Here is an 18,625-nt window from a genome sequence, read left to right on the forward strand (position 1 = left end):
TTGCGGTTGAGATTGTCAGGTCAGGTAGTTCAGCAGGCTCATCTGCTGCAGGCGCGCGGTCAGTGCGAAGGACGTCTCGATATGCTGCGTCAGATCCGCGACGCGGGTGGCTGCCTCGGCCGGATCCACGCCTTCGAGATCGAGGATGTGGCGTTCGAAAAGGTCGACCTGCGTCTTCATGCGGTCGCTGGCATCGGACACACGCTTCTCGGCAAGGCCGGTCTCGGCCTGCAGCTGGCCGAGCCCGCCCAGGGCCTCGCCGACCATCGCCTGGGCGCGGCCAACGATGGCGGTCTTTGCCGCCTGGCTGATGTTGCTGGAGAGCAGGCCGGTGACCAGAGCGGAAGCCATGGCGAGTTTGCGGATGCTGTCGTCATTGGCGCTGGCCGAGGTCTGGGTGGTTTCGCCCAGTGAAATGCGGCTGACGATCTGCTGGTCGGTGGCGTTCGACCAGTTGGCCTGCCAGCCGGCGCCCATGAACTGCGGCACGACATTGCTCGTGATGAAGCCGTCCATCTGGGCGGCGGTGATGTTGGCGGCAAGCGGATCGGTCTGGGTGAAGCCGAAATAGGACGTGAAGGAAGCGTCGAACGCCGCCTTGGCCGGCGAGCCGGCGGCGGTGAAATCGTCGATCGGCTTGACGTCGGTGTTGGTGCCGGCAAACAGATATTCGCCGGCGACGCTGGCGTTGAGGATCGAGGTCATCTGCTGCACGGCGGCCTTGCCGGCTTGCTGTGTGATGGTGCTCGAGGAATTGCCGGCCGCGGTCAGCGCGGTCAGCAAATTCTGCGCGGTGTCGGAAAGCTGCCCGAGCGCAGCCTGCGTCGAGGACAGTCGCGCGGTGACCAGCGAATTGGAATCGATGATGCCGTTCAACCGGTCGAGATCGCGCGAAAAGGTGACCGCCTGCGAGGTGCGCGCGCCGAGCGCCAGGCCGACATCGGCGACGATGCCGGTCGTCGATTCCTTGGTGGCTTTGACCAGTTCGGTCTGCATGCGCATCTGCTGATAGCGCGCGGCGTTGGAGAGGGCGGCTGAGGAAACGGATGTGGCTTTCATGGCTTATCCCACGGCATCGAGCAGGGACGACAGCATGTCGTCGACGGTTTTCATCATGCGCGCCGAAGCTTGATAGGTGTGTTCGAGGTCGAGCAGCAACGACATCTCCTGGTCGACATTGACGCCGGTGTCGTTGGACAGCGCCTCGGCGGTGCGCGAGGCCAGTGCTTCCTTGGCGTCGGCGTTGCTCGAGGCTTGCTGGCGCTGGCCTTCGAACCAGCCAATGGCGTTGGCGGCATAGTCGGAGACGCTGGAGGTGACGGTGATGCCGGCCGAAGCGTCGAAAGGCATCGGCTTGTCGAGCTTGTCGCCATAGCCGATCAACAGTTGCGAATAGGAGGCGTTGCCGGCGGTGTTGGCGATATAGGCAGCACCATTGGCGCCGCCGTCGCGCAGCAGTACCGGATTGCCGCCGACGCTCGGATCCATTGCGGCGTTGACCTTGATCGAGCCGGCAAGGCCGTCGATCAGCGTGCCGGCGGCCGGAATGGCGGGCGCCCCCGACAAGGTGAACAGGCCGGTCCGGTCGGGCTGCGAAGGCGCGGTCTCGGCAAAGGCGGTGATGAGGCCGCGCGCGACTTCGTCGAGCTGGCTCTGCATGGTCGCAGCGACTCCGTCACGCAAGGTGATCAGCCCGGCGAGCTTGCCGTCGGCGCTGGTGTTGCCGCCGGTGCCGGCGCTGACCGGCACATTGTCGATATAGATGGTGTTGCCGGGCGTACCGGCGGTGTAGCCCGCCGACGGCGCGAAACTGACCGAGCGCGGAATGGTCTCGAACAGCGTCGTGCCGTCCTTGGTGGTGATGACCATGTCGTTGTCGCCGCGCGTAAAGGTCGACACCGGCACATAGTCCGCGATCTTCTTCAGCAGGGAGTCGCGCTGGTCGAGCGCGTCGGACGCGTCCGTGCCCGGACGGGTTGCGGAGATGACCGCCTTGTTGGCGTCCTGGAACTGGCTGAGCAGCGAGTTGAGATCGTTGACCGCGGTGGCGATCTCGCCGTCGGCCTGAGTGCGGAAATCCTGGATCGCCTTGGTGCCGTCGTTCAGCGAGCGCACCACCTGCTGGGCCGCGTCGATGACGCTGGAACCGAGATTCTGGTTGGATGGCGTGGCGGCGTAAAGCTGCAGCGCGTTCTGCAGATTGCCGATCGCGGTCGAGGCAGAGGAGGCATTGTCGACGCCGTTGACGGCAACGGCGAGGCGGTCAATGCCGCTGTAAAGCGTGCTCTGGCCGCTCCATGCTGACTGCGCGCTGAGGTTCTGGCGAAACAACAGGGCGTTGGTGGCGCGCTGGATCTCTACGGAGCGAGCGCCGGGCGCGGCGCTGATGACGACCGCCGTGCGGCGGGCATAGTCGGGGTTGCTAGCGTCGGCAATATTGCGGGAAAGGACGCTGGTCTGCTTCGACGTGGTCTGAAGCGACTGTTGGGCGATGGTCAATGCGGAAGTCAGCGACATGCGGGTCTTTCACGAGGCCAGTGGGAGGGGGATGACGTTTCTGCCCTGTCGGCGGTGTCAGCGTTCGGAAACCTCCAATTCCAAACCACACCAGCCGGTTTGCCGGTGTGGCCTTGAATTCGAACTCCGCGCACCGCGCCGCTCTGGTTTGGGTTCATCCCACTAGCGCCCGTTGTTTATCTCTTCAGGTTGACAAGGACGTCCATGAGGTCGGAACCGGTCTGGAATACTTTCGAGTTTGCGGTGTAGCTGCGCTGCGCCGCGATCATGTTGGTCAGTTCCTCGGCGATATCGACGTTGGAATTTTCCAACGCGCCGGAGATGATGCCGCCGAGCTTGCCTTCATTGGCGAAACCGATGCGCACGGTGCCGGAGTCGGTGGATTGCGCATAGACATTGCCGGGCAGCGCGGTGAGGTTGTCGGGGCTCTGGACGTCGGCCAGCGGGATTTTGAAGAGCGGCTTGGTCGAGCCGTCCTGATACTGGGCGTAGATGACGCCGTCTTCGCCGATCTGGATCTTTTCGATCGTGCTGGGGGCGTTGCCGTTGACCTTCGCCTCGGAGACGGTGAAGCCGGTGCCGAGCTGGGTCAGCTTGGACAAATCGAGGTCGAGCGACGCACCGCCAGGCACGGGGATCGTTATTGAGTCGACCGCGCCGGTGAGCTTGCCGGTTGTGTTGTCGAAGGTCAGGTTGGCTGTGGCCAGCGCGCCGCCCGTATAGGGGAAAGAGGTGCCGGGCGTGGCCTTGGATTGGTCGAACACCGAGACCGACCAGGTGCCGGTGCCGGTGTTGGTGAAATAGACGTCGAGCAGCTTCTTGTTGCCGAGATTGTCGTAGGTGACCATCGAGGATTTCGACGTGTATTCCGCGGTCGGGCTGTTGGTGGACGGCAGCGGGCCTGCGGGTGGCGTGGCGCCGGCCGGCAGATTGGCGTTGAAGTTGCCCGTGGTGCTGGGCGTTGCCGTCATTTCCTGGTCGGAGATCTCGACCGGCACCAGTCCTTCGAAACCGTTGGCGGTGGCGGCAGGTGTGCCGTTGGCGTAGCTGTAGGCCATCAGCTGGTAGCCGGCCGCATTGACCAGCCTGCCCTGGGCATCCGGAACAAAAGCGCCGGCGCGGGTGAGGAAAGGCGTTCCGCTGGGGTCCTGGACAACGAAGAAGCCGTTGCCGTTGACCGCGAGGTCGGAGACCGAGGTGGTGTATTGCAGCACGCCCTGGGCGCTGACCGCTGAGCGGATCGTGGTGTTGACGCCGCCGGAATTATAGGCACCGCCGACCTGCGGCATGACCAGCGTCGAAAACTCGGCCGAGGACCGCTTGTAACCGGTGGTGTCGGAATTGGCGATGTTGTCGGCCACGGCGGACAGGCGGTTGGCCTGTGCGTTCATCCCGGAAACGCCGGTCCGCATCATTCCGTAAAGGCTCATCGAAACGTCTCCTCAATGCCCATGTCTGTGGTCGCGAGGGTATAATTTCTGTCTTGCGCGAGGCTGGCGCAGACCGCCATCAGAACACCAGCCGGTAGCCGAGGAAGCGCTTGGAATCGATCGGGTCCTGGCCGAGCTTTTCGCGCAATTTCTTGCGCAGTTTGCTGATGTGGCTCTCGACCACGTTCTCCTCGACCTCTTCGTCGAAGATGCCGTAGATGGCGTTGAAGACCTGGGTCTTGGTAACGCGGCGTCCGCGGTTGCTCGCAAGATATTCGAGGATGCGGCGTTCGCGGCGCGGCAGTGGCAGCGGCTGGCCATCGATCTCGGGATCGCGGCCATCCATGAAGATGCGCATGGCGCCGATCTCGGTGTAGCTGACGTCCTCATGGGCGCGGCGGCGAATGGCGGTGATGCGGGCCAGGATCTCTCTGATATGGACCGGCTTGCGGATGACGTCGTCGACGCCGCTCTCGAACAGCCTCAGCGTGTTTTCGAGCGAGTGCTGTTCGCTGAGCGCAATGACCGGAGCGCCGGTGCGGTCGCGGATCTGGCGTGGGGAAATGGCGCCTTCGCGGCAGTCGCCGATGAGGAAGGCGCGGACCGACTTCAAATCGGTGTCGGCGGCCGATGTCACCCACTCGCCGAATTCGCCAGGTGCGAAGCCCGCACAGGCGACCCCCTCGCGATCGAAAAGTGAGTTATACCCCTCAGTTACGAGCTCACGCTCGTCAACGATTACAATCATCGGCCCCGCCTCCGAATCAGATCATCTGCCCCGTGGGAAGAGGCGTAACCGGTGCCGGGAATCCTGAACAACCATCATTTCTTGTAGCTATTTTCTTGGGAGTTATTTCGGGTTTCGAAATAACGGCAATCACAAGGTTGTATCGTTGGTTGGGAATACCGATGACGCGCCGGGGCATCGGCAGGCCCGCGGCTTGCACACATTTACGAAAGGCGAATGCGTCTATGGGTTGCAGAAGGCGCGAGCGTTCGGCGTCCATTTGCCGAAGCCGGTGGCGACCATATTGGCGATGACGCGGCAGACATAGAACTTCTGCGCGGGATCGTTGTCGGGGCCGGCGTGGTAGCGGGCGACGGCCATCGACCAGCTGACGTGACGAGCATGCAGGCTGGCCAGGAAGCGCGCCGCATAGTCGACATTCTGGCGCGGGTCGAGCATGTCGTCGACGCTGCGAAAATGCGATGCGTGATAGTGATGGTTGATCTGCATGCAGCCGAGATCGATGAGCGTCTTGCCCTCGCGCCGGGCAGCTTCGAAGGTAGCCAGAGCGTCGCTTCGGCTCTTTGGAAAGACTGCTTTTCCTTCTATATTCAAGGCATTAGGCTGTAGGCTACCCTTTTTGCCGGTCTCGGTAAGTCCGACGGCATAGAGGATGCCGGCCGGCACGCCATAGCGGTCGGCGGCGCGCAGGATCTCGGGCTCGCAAGGGTTGGTGGCGGCGTTGGCCGGTCCGATGATGAGGCTAGATAAACATATCGTCGCCAGCGTGCTCGCGAACAGGCACGCCAGGGCGGCCGAAGTCCTGTGCATCGTCATTGCGGTTTCTTCCCGACTGCTGGCCACCCGAACCCGCATTGTTGCCGCTTGAGTTCCCGGGCTGAAAAGCGGACTGGTCGCGGCCTTGCGGCATCGGCTGGGAGTTGCTTGCATCGCTGCGTACCGGGGGGTTGGCTGCTATCGAGGGTTGCAGGATGGTGACCTTGTCGACATCGAAACCGAGCCCGCGCAACGACTTCACGATGGCGTCGCTGTCGGTGGCGAGGCGGCGATAAGCCTCATGAGTTTCGGGCTTCAATTCTATCGAAAGTTGCTCTCCGGCGAGCCTGAGGCTGGCAGTGACCATGCCGAGTTCGGCCGGGTGCAGCTCGATCTTCAATATATGTGTCGGAACGGCAACAGAACCGGCGGTCTGGGCGGTGGTCGACGGCGTCGAAACCGCTTGCCGCAGCCCGTTGTCCGAAGCGAGTGCGTCGATCAAAGCTGACGTCGTCTGGTTCATCGGGCTCTGCGCCGGCGCCGGGAAGCTCTGCCCGGCGACAATGTCGACGCGCCCGGCGGACGGTGCCTGTTTTCCGGATGCGGATGTCGAATTGGACTGGGCTCCATCGACGCCCTTTGTCGACAGAGCCGACCGCTTTGCGGCGGGCGCGGAACTCTCGCTTGCCGGCTCGTCGGTCGGCAGAGTTGGCGTCGCGCCATCCGGGTTAGGCAGCTTGCCGGGCTGAGGTTCGATCGCGGCCAGCTTTTGCCCCTGATCCTGTGCGGAAACGTCAGCGCCGGAGTTGGCCCGTTCGGGTCGCGGCTTCGTGTCGAGGCTGTTGTCGGTGTTGGACGGCGCGCGGAATTTCTTCAACGACACTGGCGGCGTCTGCGCGGAAACGGTCTCGCCGTCGAGCACCGGCTTTTCAGCCTGTTCATTCGTGACGGCGCCGTTCCCGCCTGTCCTGGCCGCCGAGAAACGGCTGATGTCATGCAGCGCCAACAGCAGCGGCAAATGGTCCTGCAGCGGTGCTGTGCCTGTGCCTTGTCCGGCCGCCTCGGCGTCGGCGGACGCTTTGTCCGGATCGCCGTCGGTATGGTCTTTTGTGGCTTTCCCGACAACCGGTTTGGAGGCCGTCTTGCCCGTCTCTGCGTGTGCAGTCTCGCCCTTGACGGGGGCGGCCGCGCTGCGTCGGGCCCAGCGTGGCTCGTGCGGCGCAGCCTCGATTGCTCCCTGGCCTTTTTGCGTCGGCGCATTGTCGTCGGCGCGCACCATGTCGCCGAAGCTTTTGTCGTCGCCCTTGGCGTTCGGCGCCGACTGCTTCGATCCGGCGTGCACGGGCGCAAATCCCGGCAGGGCCTGGCCAACATTGGTGGTCATTTCGGAGCTGCTCCAAGCATCTGGTCGATCAAATCGAGCTGGCGGCGCGTCTTGGCCATGGCGGCGTCGGTGGCATCGGCGGGTTCGGCGCCGGCTGCAGGTGCCGATGCCGGCACGACAGGGGCCGCATCACCCGCGGTGGCGACCGCAGGCGCTTCCGGCGCCTTTGTTTCGGGCGCGCTCAGTATCTGCGCGGCCGGCTCGCCTGGCGCCTTCGGCCCATCGGTTGCGGCCGGTCCGCCTGATGCGCTAGCTGCTGGCTGCTCCGGCATTGCGCCTTCGACGGGCGGCAGCTCGGGCTCATCGGGGTTTGCCGCGGCGGCGGTCTTGACCGGCTCCTGTTTGGCCGCCGCCGGCGCGGGCTTGTCGACGGGCAGCGGCGCCGGCGGCGCGATCACTTCGCCGGCCACGGCCTGCGCGGCATCGAGCAAGTCGCGGTCGCTTTGCGAAAGCTGGCTGCGATCGATCTTGTCGAGCTTGGCGCGGACCTCGTCGATGGTGCCCGACGTCACCGTGGACAGACTGGAATAGAGTTGCGCGCGCGGGTCGTCCTGGTTGTGGATGCCGTCGCGGCCCTGTTCGGCCCTGGCCGAGGCAAAGGCGGAGAGATCGGCGAGGCCGTCGATGGCGGCGCGGCGGGCAATGCGCAGATAGATCACCTTCTCGCGCTCGGGATCCATCATTGCGGTGATGTCGGCGAGCTTGTCCTGGCTGATCGCCATATGCAACGTGATGACGCCGGACACGAAAGCGTCGGCGAACTGGCTGGCATAGGGCGAGTAGAGGTAGTCCTCGACATATTGGGTCGAGGCAAGCGCGAAGCGCGCGCCATCGCCTTGCGCGGCGGCGATGCCGACCGAGCGGCGCAGCGCTGCTTCCTCGACCAGCGTGCCGGGGCTGAGCAGGCGGGCATCGTCGAGCAGCGCCAACGCGGTGACCGGTTCTTCGGTGGCGAGCAGCGAGCCTTTGACCAGCGCCAGGAAAGCACCGAGATCGGCGGGCAGGGTCATCGGATCGATCGGCTTCAGCGCCTCGATCGCGGCGGCCGGGTGGCCGTTCAGATAATCGACAATGCCTTCGGCGATAGCCAGGCTTTGCGGGTCGGTCTTGGCGCGCGACACCGCCACCTCGACGGTGACGGGGTTGCCGCCGCTCATGCCATAGACCAGCAAGGCGCGAAAATTCTTCGGGTCGCTGAAGTCCTGTGCGTTCGCCGCGCGAAGCCTGGTGTCGGTCATTTCGAGCAGCTTGCCTTGCATCGGCAGCGCGGCATGGTCGCCGGCGGCGATGCGGTCCTGCACCAGCTGCAGCGAACGCACCAGCTGATAGGGCTGCAAGCCGTCCTCGGCAAAGGCTGCCGGCGAATGGACAGCGCTCAGCAGCAGCAGACCGATGGCGCGGCCGATGATGGCGGAGCGCCTCATCCGTCGGTCGCCATCAGGATCTCGATGCGGCGGTTGGCGGCTGCCATCGGGTCGGCTACAACCTTCGGCTCGCGGTCGGCGAAACCGGCGACCTCGGTGATGCGGCGCTCGTCGACGCCGCCGCGCACCAGCATGTAATAGGCGGAATGGGCGCGCGCCGTGGACAGCCGCCAATTGTCATAGGTGTCGCTGCGGAACGGCCGCGCATCGGTGTGGCCGTTGATGCTGATCGTGCCTTTCTGCTCGTTGACGATGCGGCCGATCTTTTCCATCGCCAGCACCAGTTCACGGCGCGGCACTGCCGAACCGATCTCGAACATGCCGAAGTCGAACTGGTCGGTGATCGAGATGACGACGCCCTTGTCGGTAGCCTCGACGGAGACGCCGTCGTGCAATTTGTCGCCAGGCTTGAAGGCCTCGTCGAGTTCCTGCTTGACCTGTGCCGCGGCCTTGACGGCGGCGGCACTCGGCGCCTTTTCCGCGGCTTCGGGCTTGGGTGCGGGTTGCGCTTCGGAGGCTTCGGCCTTTGCCTCCTCCGCCTTTTTCACTTCGGCCTTTGCTGCTTCAGCCTTGGCCTCTGCCTTGGCTTCAGCCTTGGTCTGCGGCTTGTCGGATGCGGATTTCGCCAACGGCTCCAGCGGCGCATCCACCACGGGCGGCGCCGGTGGCACGGCCTTCACTTCAGCCGCTTGCGTCTGTGCCGCCTTGTCGCCGGGCTTGAGCGGATCGCCTTCGATCTTGCTGCGTTCGGCGGTGGCTTCGGCGCCAGGTGCCGCTACCTGTTGCGACCAGAAATCCGGCGCGAACGGGTCGCGGTAGGATTGGCCGCCGGATGCGCCGGTGGCCGGGCCGGACGCCTGCGCGCCGCCATCGCCCTTCTCGCTGACATTCTGCATGACGCCGGTATCGGTGGCGATTTCCGACAGCACCGCATAGGGATCGGCAAACAGATGCTCGTCGGAAAGATCGGTCTTCGGCGCCGATTCCTTCGGCTGCTTCTTGTTGGACGTGCCGGCGCCGCCGATGCCGTCCTGTCCGGCCTTGCTGGTCTTGTCCTTCGGGTCGTCGGCCGTCAGCCCGACCTTGCTCGGGCCATCGCCAAGGTCTTCGAGGCCCTTGCGGCTGGCGTTGCGGTCGACCAGCTTGACCGGGTTGAAATAGCTGGCGACGGCGGCCTTGGTTTGCTCGTTGGCGGCATTGATCAGCCACATGACGAGGAAGAAGCACATCATGGCGGTCATGAAATCGGCAAAGGCGATCTTCCAGACGCCGCCGTGATGGGCGTCGTCGTGGTCGTCGTGATTGCGCCGCACGATGATGATTTCGTGCCTGGGCTCAGCGGCGTCGTCAACGCTCATGAGAGGGCCTCGGACAAGGCAGACGACCATTCGGCGATGCGGGTTTCGAACACCGCCTCGTCAATGGCGACGGTGAGGTCGAAGCCGGGCGCCTCGACGAAATCGAGATTGGCCGCGCGTGGACCGAGCGAAGCCTTCAGCGTCTCGAACAGCGACAGCGGTCCGCGCACGGCGATGCGCACCGCCTCGCTGTCGCCGATCGCCTCGCGGATCGTGCCGGCAAGGGCTTCCAGCGAACGCTTCTGCAGATCGTCGGTGACGATGCCGCCAATGATGCGGGCAACTGTGGCGCCGACAAGCTCGCTGACCTTCGCCTCCATGGCGTCGATACGGGCAGTGACGGCGGCGCCAAGGTCGCCGCCGAAGCCTTCCAGGAAAACCCTCGCTTCGTCGGCGCTGGCCTGACGCTCCGCTTCGAGCTCGGCCTGATGGGCAACAGCAAGGCGCGCCTTGAGCTCCGCTTCGGCATCGATGACCGCTTCAGCGATCAGCGCGCCGATGTCTGCCTGCGGCGCCGGTGTGTCTGGCCGCGGCTCGGCCTTGGCTGTAGCCGGCGATTGACCGGCGCGCTGGGTGCGTGCGCCAAAGTCCGGAAGAAGATCGAAAAGTGCTGCTGAGGCCATAGTCTACACCGTGGCTTCCTGGGCGGCCCATTTGCGCAGGATCTGCGCGGTGCGCTCCTCATTGAGATCGACCATACGGGCAAGCCGTTCCTGCGGCGCCGGCCTGATCTTCTGGCGAAGATCGTCGAGCGGAGTCGGGCCGGGACGGCTGCCGGGCAAGGCAGCCTGCGCGGGTTCGGCACTGGCGGTTTCAGGTGTCGGCAGCGAACGCTGGACATCGTCGAAGCTCGGACCGGCAAGTGCGGGCGTCGGCCGCGCGGTCAGCGCGGCGGCCATCGGCCTCAGGCCGAAGAAGGCAACCAGGAACACCACGACGATGAAGGCGCCGGCATTGATCATCGTGCCGGCATAAGTTCCGATCGACGCCATTATGCCCGGCTGCTCGACGGCCTCGCCGTCAAGCCCGTCGATGAACTCGACCGCCGAGACATCGATGATATCGCCGCGCTTGTCGTCGAAGCCGGTGGCCGAAGCCACCATCTTCTGGATGTCGGCAACGCGCTTGGCGATCTGCTCGGGCGTGGCGTCCTTGCCGAGGATGGTCATCAGCCGCTGCTGGTTGACGACGACGGCGATCGACATTTTGGTGACGGAATAGCCGTTGGAGACGGTGGCGATCTTCTTGGAGTTGATCTCGTAATTGGTGATCTCCTCCTTGCGGTCGTTCGCCGATGTCGTCTGCGGGCCGTCGGTGCTGGTCGCCTGGGTCTCGGGCAGGTTCTGCTCGACGCTGGCCGGGGTCGAGGCCTGCTTCTGGTTGCTGTTCTCGTTGGCGCGCACCGACTGCACCGAACGCTCGACGCGCGACTCCGGATCGAAGATCGTCTCTTCGGTCTGGCGGGTGTCGGTGTTGACGTCAGCCTTGACGCTGGCGCGGAAATTGTCGGGGCCGAGATAAGGCGTCAGCGCGCGGCGGATGTTGTCGCCGATCTGCGCCTCGACGGTCTGCTCGACGCCGAGCGTGCGGGCAGCACTTGTGTTGGAGGGGTCGTCGCCGGCAGCCAGCAGATTGCCATTGGAATCGAGCACGGTCACCTTGTCAGCCGACAGGCCGGGGACGGCGGCGGCGACGAGATGGCGGATCGACAAGGCGCTCTTTTCGGCGTCGATGCCGGAATAACGGATGACCACCGAGGCCGAGGGCTGCTGTTCGTCACGGCGGAAATTGGCGCGCTCGGACATGACGATGTGGACGCGCGCCGCCTTGATGCCCGCGATCGACTGGATGGTGCGGGCGATCTCGCCTTCCAGCGCGCGCACGCGGGTAATCTGCTGCATGAAGGAGGTCAGGCCGAGCGAGCCGACATTGTCGAACAGTTCGTAGCCGGCATTGGCGCTGGTCGGCAGGCCCTTTTCGGCAAGCAGCATGCGCGCCTGCGCGGTGGTGCCGGCCGGCACCAGCACCGAGGTGCCGTCGGAGCCGACGTCGAAGCCGATGCCGGCCTCGCCGAGCACCAGGCCGATCTGGTTCACGTCGGAACGGTCGAGCCCGACATAGAGCGTCTCATAGGCGGGGCGGTTGAGATAGACCGAGCCCACGCCGATGACGGCCATCACCAGCGCGGCGATGCCGGCCAGCATGGCAAGGCGCCTGACGCCAAATGCCCTGAGATTCGAGATGATGCTCTGGATCTGTTCCGGCACGATTCAAGCGCTCCCAGCATGATATTCCGTGGGAACACTAGACCGCGAAGCTTGTGCGAAGATGATAAGCATGTCGCCCGTAAGTGTGCAGCGGTTCCGGGCCAACGACATGCGTTAAAACACGGCCACAAAGCGAAAGGGCCGCGCTGTTGGCGCGGCCCTTCAATTCAAGGAAAGAGGAAGCCGGGTCCGGCCTATTGCTTGAACAGCGCCAGGATCGATTGCGAGTTGCCGTTGGCGATCGACAGCGACTGGATGCCGAGCTGCTGCTGGACCTGAAGGGCCTGCAGCCGCGTCGATTCCTTGTTCATGTCGGCGTCGACCAGAGCGCCGACGCCCTTGTCGATGGAGTCCGACAGGTTCGACAGGAAGCTCTTCTGGGTGTCGATGCGCGACTTGGCGGCGCCGAGATAGGCCGCGCCCGTGGACAATTTGGCAAGCGCCGTTTCGACGGCTCCCAATGCGGTGTCGATGGCGGCGTCGGCCACCGCCGTGACGCTCGGATCGAAGAAGGTCGTAGCAAGCAAACCGCCGGCAATGCCGCCCGTGCCGGCAATGTCCAGCACTTGGGTATCAGCAGCCTTGACGTCGATGGTGTCGATGGCGACTGTCGTGCCAGTGCGGTTGTAGGAGGCAACGATCTTCAGGTCGGAGGTGGCGAGAGCGTCATTCTGCAGCAGGTTCGACCCGGCATAGGATGCGTTGGTGACCGACGACTTGATCTGGTCCTGAATTGCCTTGATTTCGGTCGCGATCTTTTGCTGGTTGTCCTGGCTCGCACCGCGGGCGGTCACCAGCTTGGCCTTGATCTGGTCGACCTGGTCCTTGATATCGGTGATGGCGGTGTAGGCGGTGTCGACCTTGCCGGCGCCGAGGCCGAGCGCGTCCTGGACAGCCGAAAGCGCCTTGTTGTCGGATTTCATCGTGGTGGCGATCGACCAGTAGGCGGCGTTGTCGCTGGCGGTGGCAACGCGATAGCCGGTCGAAATGCGCGACTGGGTGGTTTCGAGCTGCTTGTTGGTGTTGTTCAGGCTCTGCAGCGCGGTCAGCGCCGAGGCGTTCGTCATGATACTAGCCAAGATATTTACCCCTTCTCAAAAACGGGCGTGGCCCGCACACGCCGGATCAACTTCATCGGGGGGTAGGCATAAGCCCATCGACCGTCTGGTCTGCCCGCCATGGTATGGTTAACCATGACTAGCGAGATATGGTTAATGGCTTGTTAAAACAGGTCAATCCGGGTGCCGGCGAAAAGCAAAATCGGAAGCTATTCAAAGAGAAAATCAACAGCCACAAAAGAAATCGGGCCGCGCTGTTGGCGCGGCCCGACCGGATCTTGTCAGTCGTAAAGTCGAGAGATCAGCCGCGGAAGAGCGACAGGATCGACTGCGAGTTGCCGTTGGCGATCGACAGCGCCTGGATGCCAAGCTGCTGCTGGACCTGGAGGGCCTGCAGACGGGTCGATTCCTTGTTCATGTCGGCGTCGACCAGAGCGCCGACGCCCTTGTCGATCGAGTCCGAGAGGTTCGACAGGAAGCTCTTCTGGGTGTCGATGCGCGACTTGGCAGCACCGAGCGAGGCAGCGCCGGTGAACAGCTTGCTCAGCGCGGTTTCAACGGTGCCGAGCGCGGTGTCGATGGCGGTGTCGGCAACAGCGGCGCTGGCCGGATCGAAGAAGGTCGCAGCCAGCAGACCGCCGACGATGCCGCCCGTTCCGGCGACATCGAGGACCTGCGTGTCGGCAGCCTTGACGTCGATGGTGTCGATGGTGACGGTCGCGCCGACGCGGTTGTAGGAAGCGACAATCTTCAGGTCGGACGTAGCGGCAGCGTCGTTCTGCAGCAGGTTCGAGCCGGCGAAGTTGGCGTTGGTGACCGACGACTTGATCTGTGCCTGGATAGCGGTGATTTCGGTCGCGATCTTCTGCTGGTCTTCCTGGCTGGCGCCGCGGGCGGTGACGAGCTTGGACTTGATCAGGTCGACCTGGTCCTTGATGTCGTTGATGGCGGTGTAGGCAGTGTCGACCTTGCCGGCGCCGAGGCCGAGCGCGTCCTGAACGGCCGAGTTGGCCTTGTTGTCGGACTTCATCGAGGTCGCGATCGACCAGTAGGCAGCGTTGTCGCTGGCGGTGGCGACGCGGTAGCCGGTCGAAATGCGCGACTGGGTGGTTTCAAGCTGCTTGTTGGTGTTGTTCAGGCTCTGCAGCGCGGTCAGCGCCGAGGCGTTCGTCATGATACTGGACATGGCTACTCGTTACCTTGATTTTTACAGGGTGTTTTTTGACATACCGGCTTTTCCGGTATGACGGAGCGGCATCATGCCAATGATCGTGAGACCCGATCACCCGCCATCTGCGAGCAATATGCGGGCGAGTCCCTACCAAAGGGCTAAACGGGACGGTTAACCGGAAATATTTTGCATAGAATTTTGGCCAGGTGCCGCGCGCGGGTCGCGGGTGATCAGGTGAAGGATCGCACCAGGCTGCCGACGAGCAGGTTCCAGCCGTCGATGAGGACAAAGAACAGGATCTTGAAGGGCAGCGAAACGACGGTCGGCGGCAGCATCATCATGCCCATGGCCATGGTGATGGTGGCGACGATCAGGTCGATGACGAGGAACGGCAGCACGATCAGGAAACCGATCTCGAAGCCGCGGCGGATTTCGGAGATCATGAAGGCCGGCACCAGGATACGCAGGTCGACGGTTTCCTTGGCAACCACCTGGCCACGTTCGCGGGCGAGGTCGGCGAACAGGTCGAAATCCTTGTCGCGGACATTGTGCAGCATGAAGGTTCGGAACGGGTCCGAAATTTTTTCGAACGCCTCGGTCTGGCTGATCTGATTGTCCATCAGCGGCTTGACGCCGGTGTTCCACGCCTGGTCGAAGGTCGGCGCCATGACGTAGAAGGTCATGAACAGCGATAGTGAGATCAAGATGAGATTGGCCGGCGTCGACTGCAGGCCGATGCCGGCGCGCAGGATCGAGAAGGCGATGACGAAGCGGGTGAAGCTCGTCACCATGATCAACAAGCCCGGCGCCACCGACAGCACGGTGAGCAGGCCGAACATCTGGATGATATAGCCGACGGTGGCGCCGTCGGCCTTGCCGATGCCGCCGAGATCCAGCTGCTGGGCAGCGGCGACAGAAGTGGCGGCGACGACGATCGCGGCGGCGAGAAGCAGTTTTCTCATTCGAGCAGCAATGTCCTGATCAGAACCTGTTTGGCATGGCCACCGCTGCGGATCGCGGCGCGCTCCTCAAGGTCGGCTTTCAAATGCTGGTAGCCGCTGGCGCCTTCGATCTGATGCATCTTCAGGGTGCGGACCATTGCCAGCAGGTCCTGGTGAATGCTCTCGGTGAGCTCCGGCGGTTGCGGCGCATCGTAGACCACCGAAGCTTCCAGCCTTATCCAGATATCTGCCGGCGCGGCCAGATTGGTGGTGATCGGCGCCAGCTGCACCAGCGTCGGCCCGGTGCCCGGCGCATGTTCGGCGGCCGCGCTCGGCTGTTCGGCGTTGGACTGGTTCTCGGGTGCGGCCGGCACCGGCACCGGTCCGCCGACGCCCTTCAGATAGCCGCCGGAGACCCAGCCCATGCCGATGGCAGCGCCCGTGACCGCCAAAAGCATGGCGAGCTGGATGACAAGCGACGGACCCTTCTTGGGCTGGACCTGTTCGACATTTGCCACGGCGTCGTTCTCCTGATCCTAGAAGGGGAGGACTTGGTCGAGAATCTGCTGGCCGTAGGCAGGTTGCTGGATTTCGGCAATTCGGCCGCGGCCTCCATAGGAGATGCGGGCCTCGGCGATGCGTTCGTAGGAAATGGTGTTTTCGGCGCCGATGTCGGAGGGACGCACCATGCCGGCAATCGTCAGCACCCTGAGCTCGTAATTGACGCGCACTTCCTGCGAGCCGCGGATCATCAGATTGCCGTTAGGCAGCACCTCGGTGACGACGGCGGCGACATTGAGCTCGAGGTTTTCCGAGCGCTTGATTTCGCCGTCCGCGTTGGTTTCGGTGCTGGAGCTCAGTCCGGCGTCGCCCTTGCCGCTGGTGCTGGCATCTTCCCATCCGAGCTTGACATCATAACCGAGCTTGCGCGCGGCGGTGCGGCTGCGGTCGTTCTGGTTCTTGAAGTTGGCCTTGTCGTTGAGCTTGATCCTGACTGTCAGGATATCGCCATCGCGCAGTGCACGGGGGTCGGTGAACAATCGGCTCTGGCGATCGTCCCATAGCGAGAATTTCTTCACCGGCGCCCGCGGCTCTTCCGGGTATGAATAGGGCGCATCGACGCTGCCTGTGATGCCGGTGCCGACCGGCGACAGCGCCGGCTCCCTGCCGATCTCCCTGGGGTCGACGGCGCAGCCGGACAGTGCGGCGGCGGCGACCAGGACGAGCAACCCCAACTTCATGACGGATCTACCCTTCGGGCCGCGCTGGCCATGATGCCGGTGAGCGTGGCCGCCGCCTTCTGGTCCATCTCATTGAGAATGACGCCGGCCTTGCGCGAATCGAGTTTCATCAGGATGGCGGCGGCGAGATCAGGGGTGACCATGGCTAGGCGTTCGGCCGCGGCATCCGGTTTCATGCCGGCATAAATCTTGACGACGCCGTCCTCGGCGCGGGCCAGAAAAACTTCGCGCCGCTTCAGCCATTGTTCGTATTCGGCGCGCTTCTCGTCCAGCGCCTTCATGCGCTGGTCGATGCCGGCCTGCAGCTGCTTCAGCTCTTCAGCCTGCAGCGAGTAGCGGCGGTCGCGGGCGGCGTCGGCGATGTTGGAGCAGAAGCGCTGGATTTCGCTTTCGTCCGGGGCTTTCTGGCGGACCAGCTGTTGAGGTGCAGCCGGCGCCTGTGCGCCGGGCAAAACCTGCCGCACCGCTTCTTCCGCGCGAACCGGCATGACTGAGACGAGCGTAGCGATGGCTGCCAAGGCTGCGTTGCGGCGGTGTCTTCGGGATAGGAAATCGATCATCGGCATGGCCTATTGGAGAACCAGATCGGCCTGCAAAGCGCCGGCCGACTTGATGCCTTGCAGGATGGCAATGATGCCGTCCGGCTTGACGCCGAGACGGTTGAGGCCGGACACCAGCGTTTCGAGGTTGGGCCCGTCGAGCACGGCGACGCGCGCATCGGGCCGGGTTGCCTCGATGGTGGTGAAGGGTTCCTCAGCCGTCACGCCCTTGGAGAAGGGTTCCGGCTGGACGATTTTCGGCTGTTCGGTGATGCGCACGGTGAGCGTGCCGTGGCTGATCGCCACCCGCGAAATCTTGACCTCATTGCCGATGACGATGGTGCCGGTGCGCTCGTCGATGACGACGCGCGCCGGCGTGTCGGATTCCACGACAAGGTTCTCGATCTCGGCGTAGAAGCGGGCCGCCGAAACATTCTTCGGCCGTCTGATCTGCACGGTGCGCGCGTCGCGCTCCGCCGCCACGCGCATGCCGAAGCGTTGCGAGGTGTAGCCGTTGATGGCGTCGGCGATGCGAACGGCGGTGGAGAAATCGGGATTGCGCAGCTGCAAGGTGAGCAGCGCCTGGTCCTCGAACTCGGCGCGCACGGTGCGCTCGACAATGGCGCCGTTGGGCACGCGGCCGGCCGTCGGCACGCCTTGCGTCAGCTGCTCGGCCTGTCCTTGCGCGGTGAAGCCGGAAACGATGACCGAGCCTTGCCCGACAGCGTAGATTTCGCCGTCGGCCGCCTTCAGCGGTGTCATTACCAGCGTGCCGCCGGCAAGCGATGTAGCGTCGCCCATCGAGGAGACGTCGATGTCGATGCGGGCGCCCGACTGGACATAGGGCGGCATGTTGGCGGTGACGATGACGGCTGCGACGTTCTTGGCACGTGCGCTGCCGCCTTCGGTGGCGATGCCGAGATTTTCGAGCATCGCGCGGATCGACTGTTCGGTGAAGGGCGAGTTGCGCAGGCTATCTCCCGATCCGGCGAGGCCGATGACAAGGCCGTAGCCGACGAGCTGGTTATCGCGCGAGGCCTGCAGCTGAGCGATGTCCTTGATGCGCGAGGCGACCTGGCCGGGCGGCAGCGAGCTCGGGCCGTTGGACACCCTGAACATGCGGCTGGTGGTGGCCGGGTCATATTCGGGATCGACAAAGACGCCGCCATTCTGGCCGGCAAGATCGCGCTTTTGCTTCGGCGTAAGACCGTCGGCCAGCGCCGGCTGCAGGCCGAGAATGGTTGCGAGCAGAAGGGCAGGTCCGCGTCTCATGAAGCGCTGACCCGGATGGTGCCGTCGGCCATTACCGTGCCGGAAAAGATCTTACCGCTGTCGGTGTTGCGGACCTTGATCAGATCGCCGGCGGCGCCCGGCTGCAGCGACACCGCCGTAGCCGAAATGGTAAGGTCGCCGGCGATGAAATAGACCTGCACGGCGGCACCCTGTTCGACCAGCCATGCATCGCGGAGGGCGGCGACCGGAATGTAGCGACCAGGCAGCAGCGTGCGCTTGGCGACCTTGCCCTGGAGCTCCTCAGCCTGCGTGGCAACCGCATCCGGCCTGTGCTTGCCGGGGAGCAATGTTACCGGCTTCAAAGCGGCTGTATCAATGAGCTCGCCGGGATAGATGACCCGGTTCGGGATGAGAACGACTTCGCCGGCCGCCTGGTTGCTGGCTACCTGCGCGCCCTGCTGGTCTGCACTCTCCTGCGCAAAGGCCGGCACGCCGCCGGCCAGCGCGAGGATCAGCGCGGTGCGGCAAAGCGCGGAGCGGGAGGCCGGAGAGACCATC

18 protein-coding genes are annotated in these 18,625 nt (G+C 64.1%); all 18 read right to left on the bottom strand.

Translation table 11 applies throughout. The features are described 5' to 3' along the window. Positions 1–15: 15 nt before the first annotated feature. The 18 genes from H0241_RS11435 to flgA all read right to left on the bottom strand — a co-directional run bounded on the left by H0241_RS11435 (position 16) and on the right by flgA (position 18,624). The gene (locus tag H0241_RS11435) at positions 16–1,059 is read right to left on the bottom strand and encodes a flagellar hook-associated family protein (RefSeq protein ID WP_181057514.1); all 1,044 of its coding nucleotides are present in this window, start codon (positions 1,057–1,059) and stop codon (positions 16–18) included. 3 nt (positions 1,060–1,062) lie between these two features. Then, the gene (flgK, locus tag H0241_RS11440) at positions 1,063–2,517 is read right to left on the bottom strand and encodes a flagellar hook-associated protein FlgK (RefSeq protein WP_181057515.1); all 1,455 of its coding nucleotides are present in this window, start codon (positions 2,515–2,517) and stop codon (positions 1,063–1,065) included. 176 nt (positions 2,518–2,693) lie between these two features. After that, positions 2,694–3,947: a flagellar hook protein FlgE gene (locus H0241_RS11445; protein ID WP_181057516.1), complete on the bottom strand. Its 1,254-nt coding sequence runs from the start codon at positions 3,945–3,947 to the stop codon at positions 2,694–2,696. Between the two features lie 79 nt (positions 3,948–4,026). Further along, the gene (locus H0241_RS11450; protein WP_112559323.1) at positions 4,027–4,695 is read right to left on the bottom strand and encodes a response regulator transcription factor; all 669 of its coding nucleotides are present in this window, start codon (positions 4,693–4,695) and stop codon (positions 4,027–4,029) included. Positions 4,696–4,917: 222 nt separating this feature from the next. Continuing rightward, positions 4,918–5,505 (bottom strand): transglycosylase SLT domain-containing protein, encoded by a 588-nt coding sequence (locus tag H0241_RS11455; protein WP_210284877.1) that lies wholly within the window; start codon positions 5,503–5,505, stop codon positions 4,918–4,920. After that, positions 5,438–6,835, bottom strand: a complete 1,398-nt coding sequence (fliK, locus tag H0241_RS11460; protein WP_181057517.1) for a flagellar hook-length control protein FliK — start codon at positions 6,833–6,835, stop codon at positions 5,438–5,440. Before fliK ends, H0241_RS11455 begins: the two co-directional genes overlap by 68 nt. Continuing rightward, entirely contained in the window at positions 6,832–8,259 is a 1,428-nt protein-coding gene (locus H0241_RS11465) for a chemotaxis protein MotC (RefSeq protein WP_181057518.1), read from the bottom strand. The genes fliK and H0241_RS11465 overlap by 4 nt, the downstream gene beginning before the upstream one ends. Beyond that, positions 8,256–9,617: a MotB family protein gene (locus tag H0241_RS11470; protein WP_181057519.1), complete on the bottom strand. Its 1,362-nt coding sequence runs from the start codon at positions 9,615–9,617 to the stop codon at positions 8,256–8,258. The genes H0241_RS11465 and H0241_RS11470 overlap by 4 nt, the downstream gene beginning before the upstream one ends. Continuing rightward, positions 9,614–10,240 carry a hypothetical protein gene (locus H0241_RS11475; protein WP_181057520.1) on the bottom strand — a complete coding sequence of 209 codons (627 nt, stop codon included), beginning with the start codon at positions 10,238–10,240 and terminating at the stop codon, positions 9,614–9,616. Before H0241_RS11475 ends, H0241_RS11470 begins: the two co-directional genes overlap by 4 nt. A gap of 3 nt (positions 10,241–10,243) precedes the next feature. Then, positions 10,244–11,884, bottom strand: coding sequence for a flagellar basal-body MS-ring/collar protein FliF (gene fliF / locus H0241_RS11480; protein WP_181057521.1), 1,641 nt, complete (start codon positions 11,882–11,884; stop codon positions 10,244–10,246). A 194-nt stretch (positions 11,885–12,078) separates the two neighbouring features. Next, a complete protein-coding gene (locus H0241_RS11485) occupies positions 12,079–12,963 on the bottom strand; it encodes a flagellin N-terminal helical domain-containing protein (protein ID WP_181057522.1) in 885 nt (294 codons plus the stop codon). Positions 12,964–13,243: 280 nt separating this feature from the next. Next, positions 13,244–14,128, bottom strand: a complete 885-nt coding sequence (locus tag H0241_RS11490) for a flagellin N-terminal helical domain-containing protein (protein WP_181057523.1) — start codon at positions 14,126–14,128, stop codon at positions 13,244–13,246. A gap of 215 nt (positions 14,129–14,343) precedes the next feature. Next, positions 14,344–15,075 (bottom strand): flagellar type III secretion system pore protein FliP, encoded by a 732-nt coding sequence (gene fliP, locus H0241_RS11495; RefSeq protein WP_023828200.1) that lies wholly within the window; start codon positions 15,073–15,075, stop codon positions 14,344–14,346. After that, positions 15,072–15,572 carry a flagellar basal body-associated FliL family protein gene (locus H0241_RS11500; protein WP_181057524.1) on the bottom strand — a complete coding sequence of 167 codons (501 nt, stop codon included), beginning with the start codon at positions 15,570–15,572 and terminating at the stop codon, positions 15,072–15,074. Before H0241_RS11500 ends, fliP begins: the two co-directional genes overlap by 4 nt. Positions 15,573–15,590: 18 nt before the next feature. Then, complete coding sequence (gene flgH / locus H0241_RS11505; protein ID WP_181057525.1) at positions 15,591–16,295, bottom strand: flagellar basal body L-ring protein FlgH; 705 nt, start codon at positions 16,293–16,295, stop codon at positions 15,591–15,593. Further along, positions 16,292–16,861, bottom strand: coding sequence for a MotE family protein (locus H0241_RS11510; protein WP_181057526.1), 570 nt, complete (start codon positions 16,859–16,861; stop codon positions 16,292–16,294). The genes flgH and H0241_RS11510 overlap by 4 nt, the downstream gene beginning before the upstream one ends. Positions 16,862–16,864: 3 nt before the next feature. Continuing rightward, on the bottom strand, positions 16,865–18,106 hold the full coding sequence (locus tag H0241_RS11515) for a flagellar basal body P-ring protein FlgI (protein ID WP_181057527.1): 1,242 nt from the start codon (positions 18,104–18,106) through the stop codon (positions 16,865–16,867). After that, a complete protein-coding gene (flgA, locus tag H0241_RS11520) occupies positions 18,103–18,624 on the bottom strand; it encodes a flagellar basal body P-ring formation chaperone FlgA (protein WP_181057528.1) in 522 nt (173 codons plus the stop codon). Before flgA ends, H0241_RS11515 begins: the two co-directional genes overlap by 4 nt. Position 18,625 lies beyond the last annotated feature (1 nt).

It is taken from the genome of Mesorhizobium neociceri, from assembly GCF_013520985.1.
In the GTDB taxonomy this organism is placed as follows: Bacteria; Pseudomonadota; Alphaproteobacteria; order Rhizobiales; family Rhizobiaceae; genus Mesorhizobium; species Mesorhizobium neociceri.

What these genes read in the sequence shown, in the direction of transcription:
- H0241_RS11470 (WP_181057519.1), bottom strand. Translation starts at nt 9,617, where the DNA reads ATGAGCGTTGACGACGCCGCTGAGCCCAGGCACGAAATCATCATCGTG.
- H0241_RS11465 (WP_181057518.1), bottom strand. Translation starts at nt 8,259, where the DNA reads ATGAGGCGCTCCGCCATCATCGGCCGCGCCATCGGTCTGCTGCTGCTG.
- fliK (WP_181057517.1), bottom strand. Translation starts at nt 6,835, where the DNA reads ATGACCACCAATGTTGGCCAGGCCCTGCCGGGATTTGCGCCCGTGCAC.
- H0241_RS11445 (WP_181057516.1), bottom strand. Translation starts at nt 3,947, where the DNA reads ATGAGCCTTTACGGAATGATGCGGACCGGCGTTTCCGGGATGAACGCA.
- H0241_RS11455 (WP_210284877.1), bottom strand. Translation starts at nt 5,505, where the DNA reads ATGCACAGGACTTCGGCCGCCCTGGCGTGCCTGTTCGCGAGCACGCTG.
- fliP (WP_023828200.1), bottom strand. Translation starts at nt 15,075, where the DNA reads ATGAGAAAACTGCTTCTCGCCGCCGCGATCGTCGTCGCCGCCACTTCT.
- H0241_RS11510 (WP_181057526.1), bottom strand. Translation starts at nt 16,861, where the DNA reads ATGCCGATGATCGATTTCCTATCCCGAAGACACCGCCGCAACGCAGCC.
- H0241_RS11515 (WP_181057527.1), bottom strand. Translation starts at nt 18,106, where the DNA reads ATGAGACGCGGACCTGCCCTTCTGCTCGCAACCATTCTCGGCCTGCAG.
- H0241_RS11450 (WP_112559323.1), bottom strand. Translation starts at nt 4,695, where the DNA reads ATGATTGTAATCGTTGACGAGCGTGAGCTCGTAACTGAGGGGTATAAC.
- flgK (WP_181057515.1), bottom strand. Translation starts at nt 2,517, where the DNA reads ATGTCGCTGACTTCCGCATTGACCATCGCCCAACAGTCGCTTCAGACC.
- flgH (WP_181057525.1), bottom strand. Translation starts at nt 16,295, where the DNA reads ATGAAGTTGGGGTTGCTCGTCCTGGTCGCCGCCGCCGCACTGTCCGGC.
- flgA (WP_181057528.1), bottom strand. Translation starts at nt 18,624, where the DNA reads ATGGTCTCTCCGGCCTCCCGCTCCGCGCTTTGCCGCACCGCGCTGATC.
- H0241_RS11435 (WP_181057514.1), bottom strand. Translation starts at nt 1,059, where the DNA reads ATGAAAGCCACATCCGTTTCCTCAGCCGCCCTCTCCAACGCCGCGCGC.
- H0241_RS11475 (WP_181057520.1), bottom strand. Translation starts at nt 10,240, where the DNA reads ATGGCCTCAGCAGCACTTTTCGATCTTCTTCCGGACTTTGGCGCACGC.
- H0241_RS11490 (WP_181057523.1), bottom strand. Translation starts at nt 14,128, where the DNA reads ATGTCCAGTATCATGACGAACGCCTCGGCGCTGACCGCGCTGCAGAGC.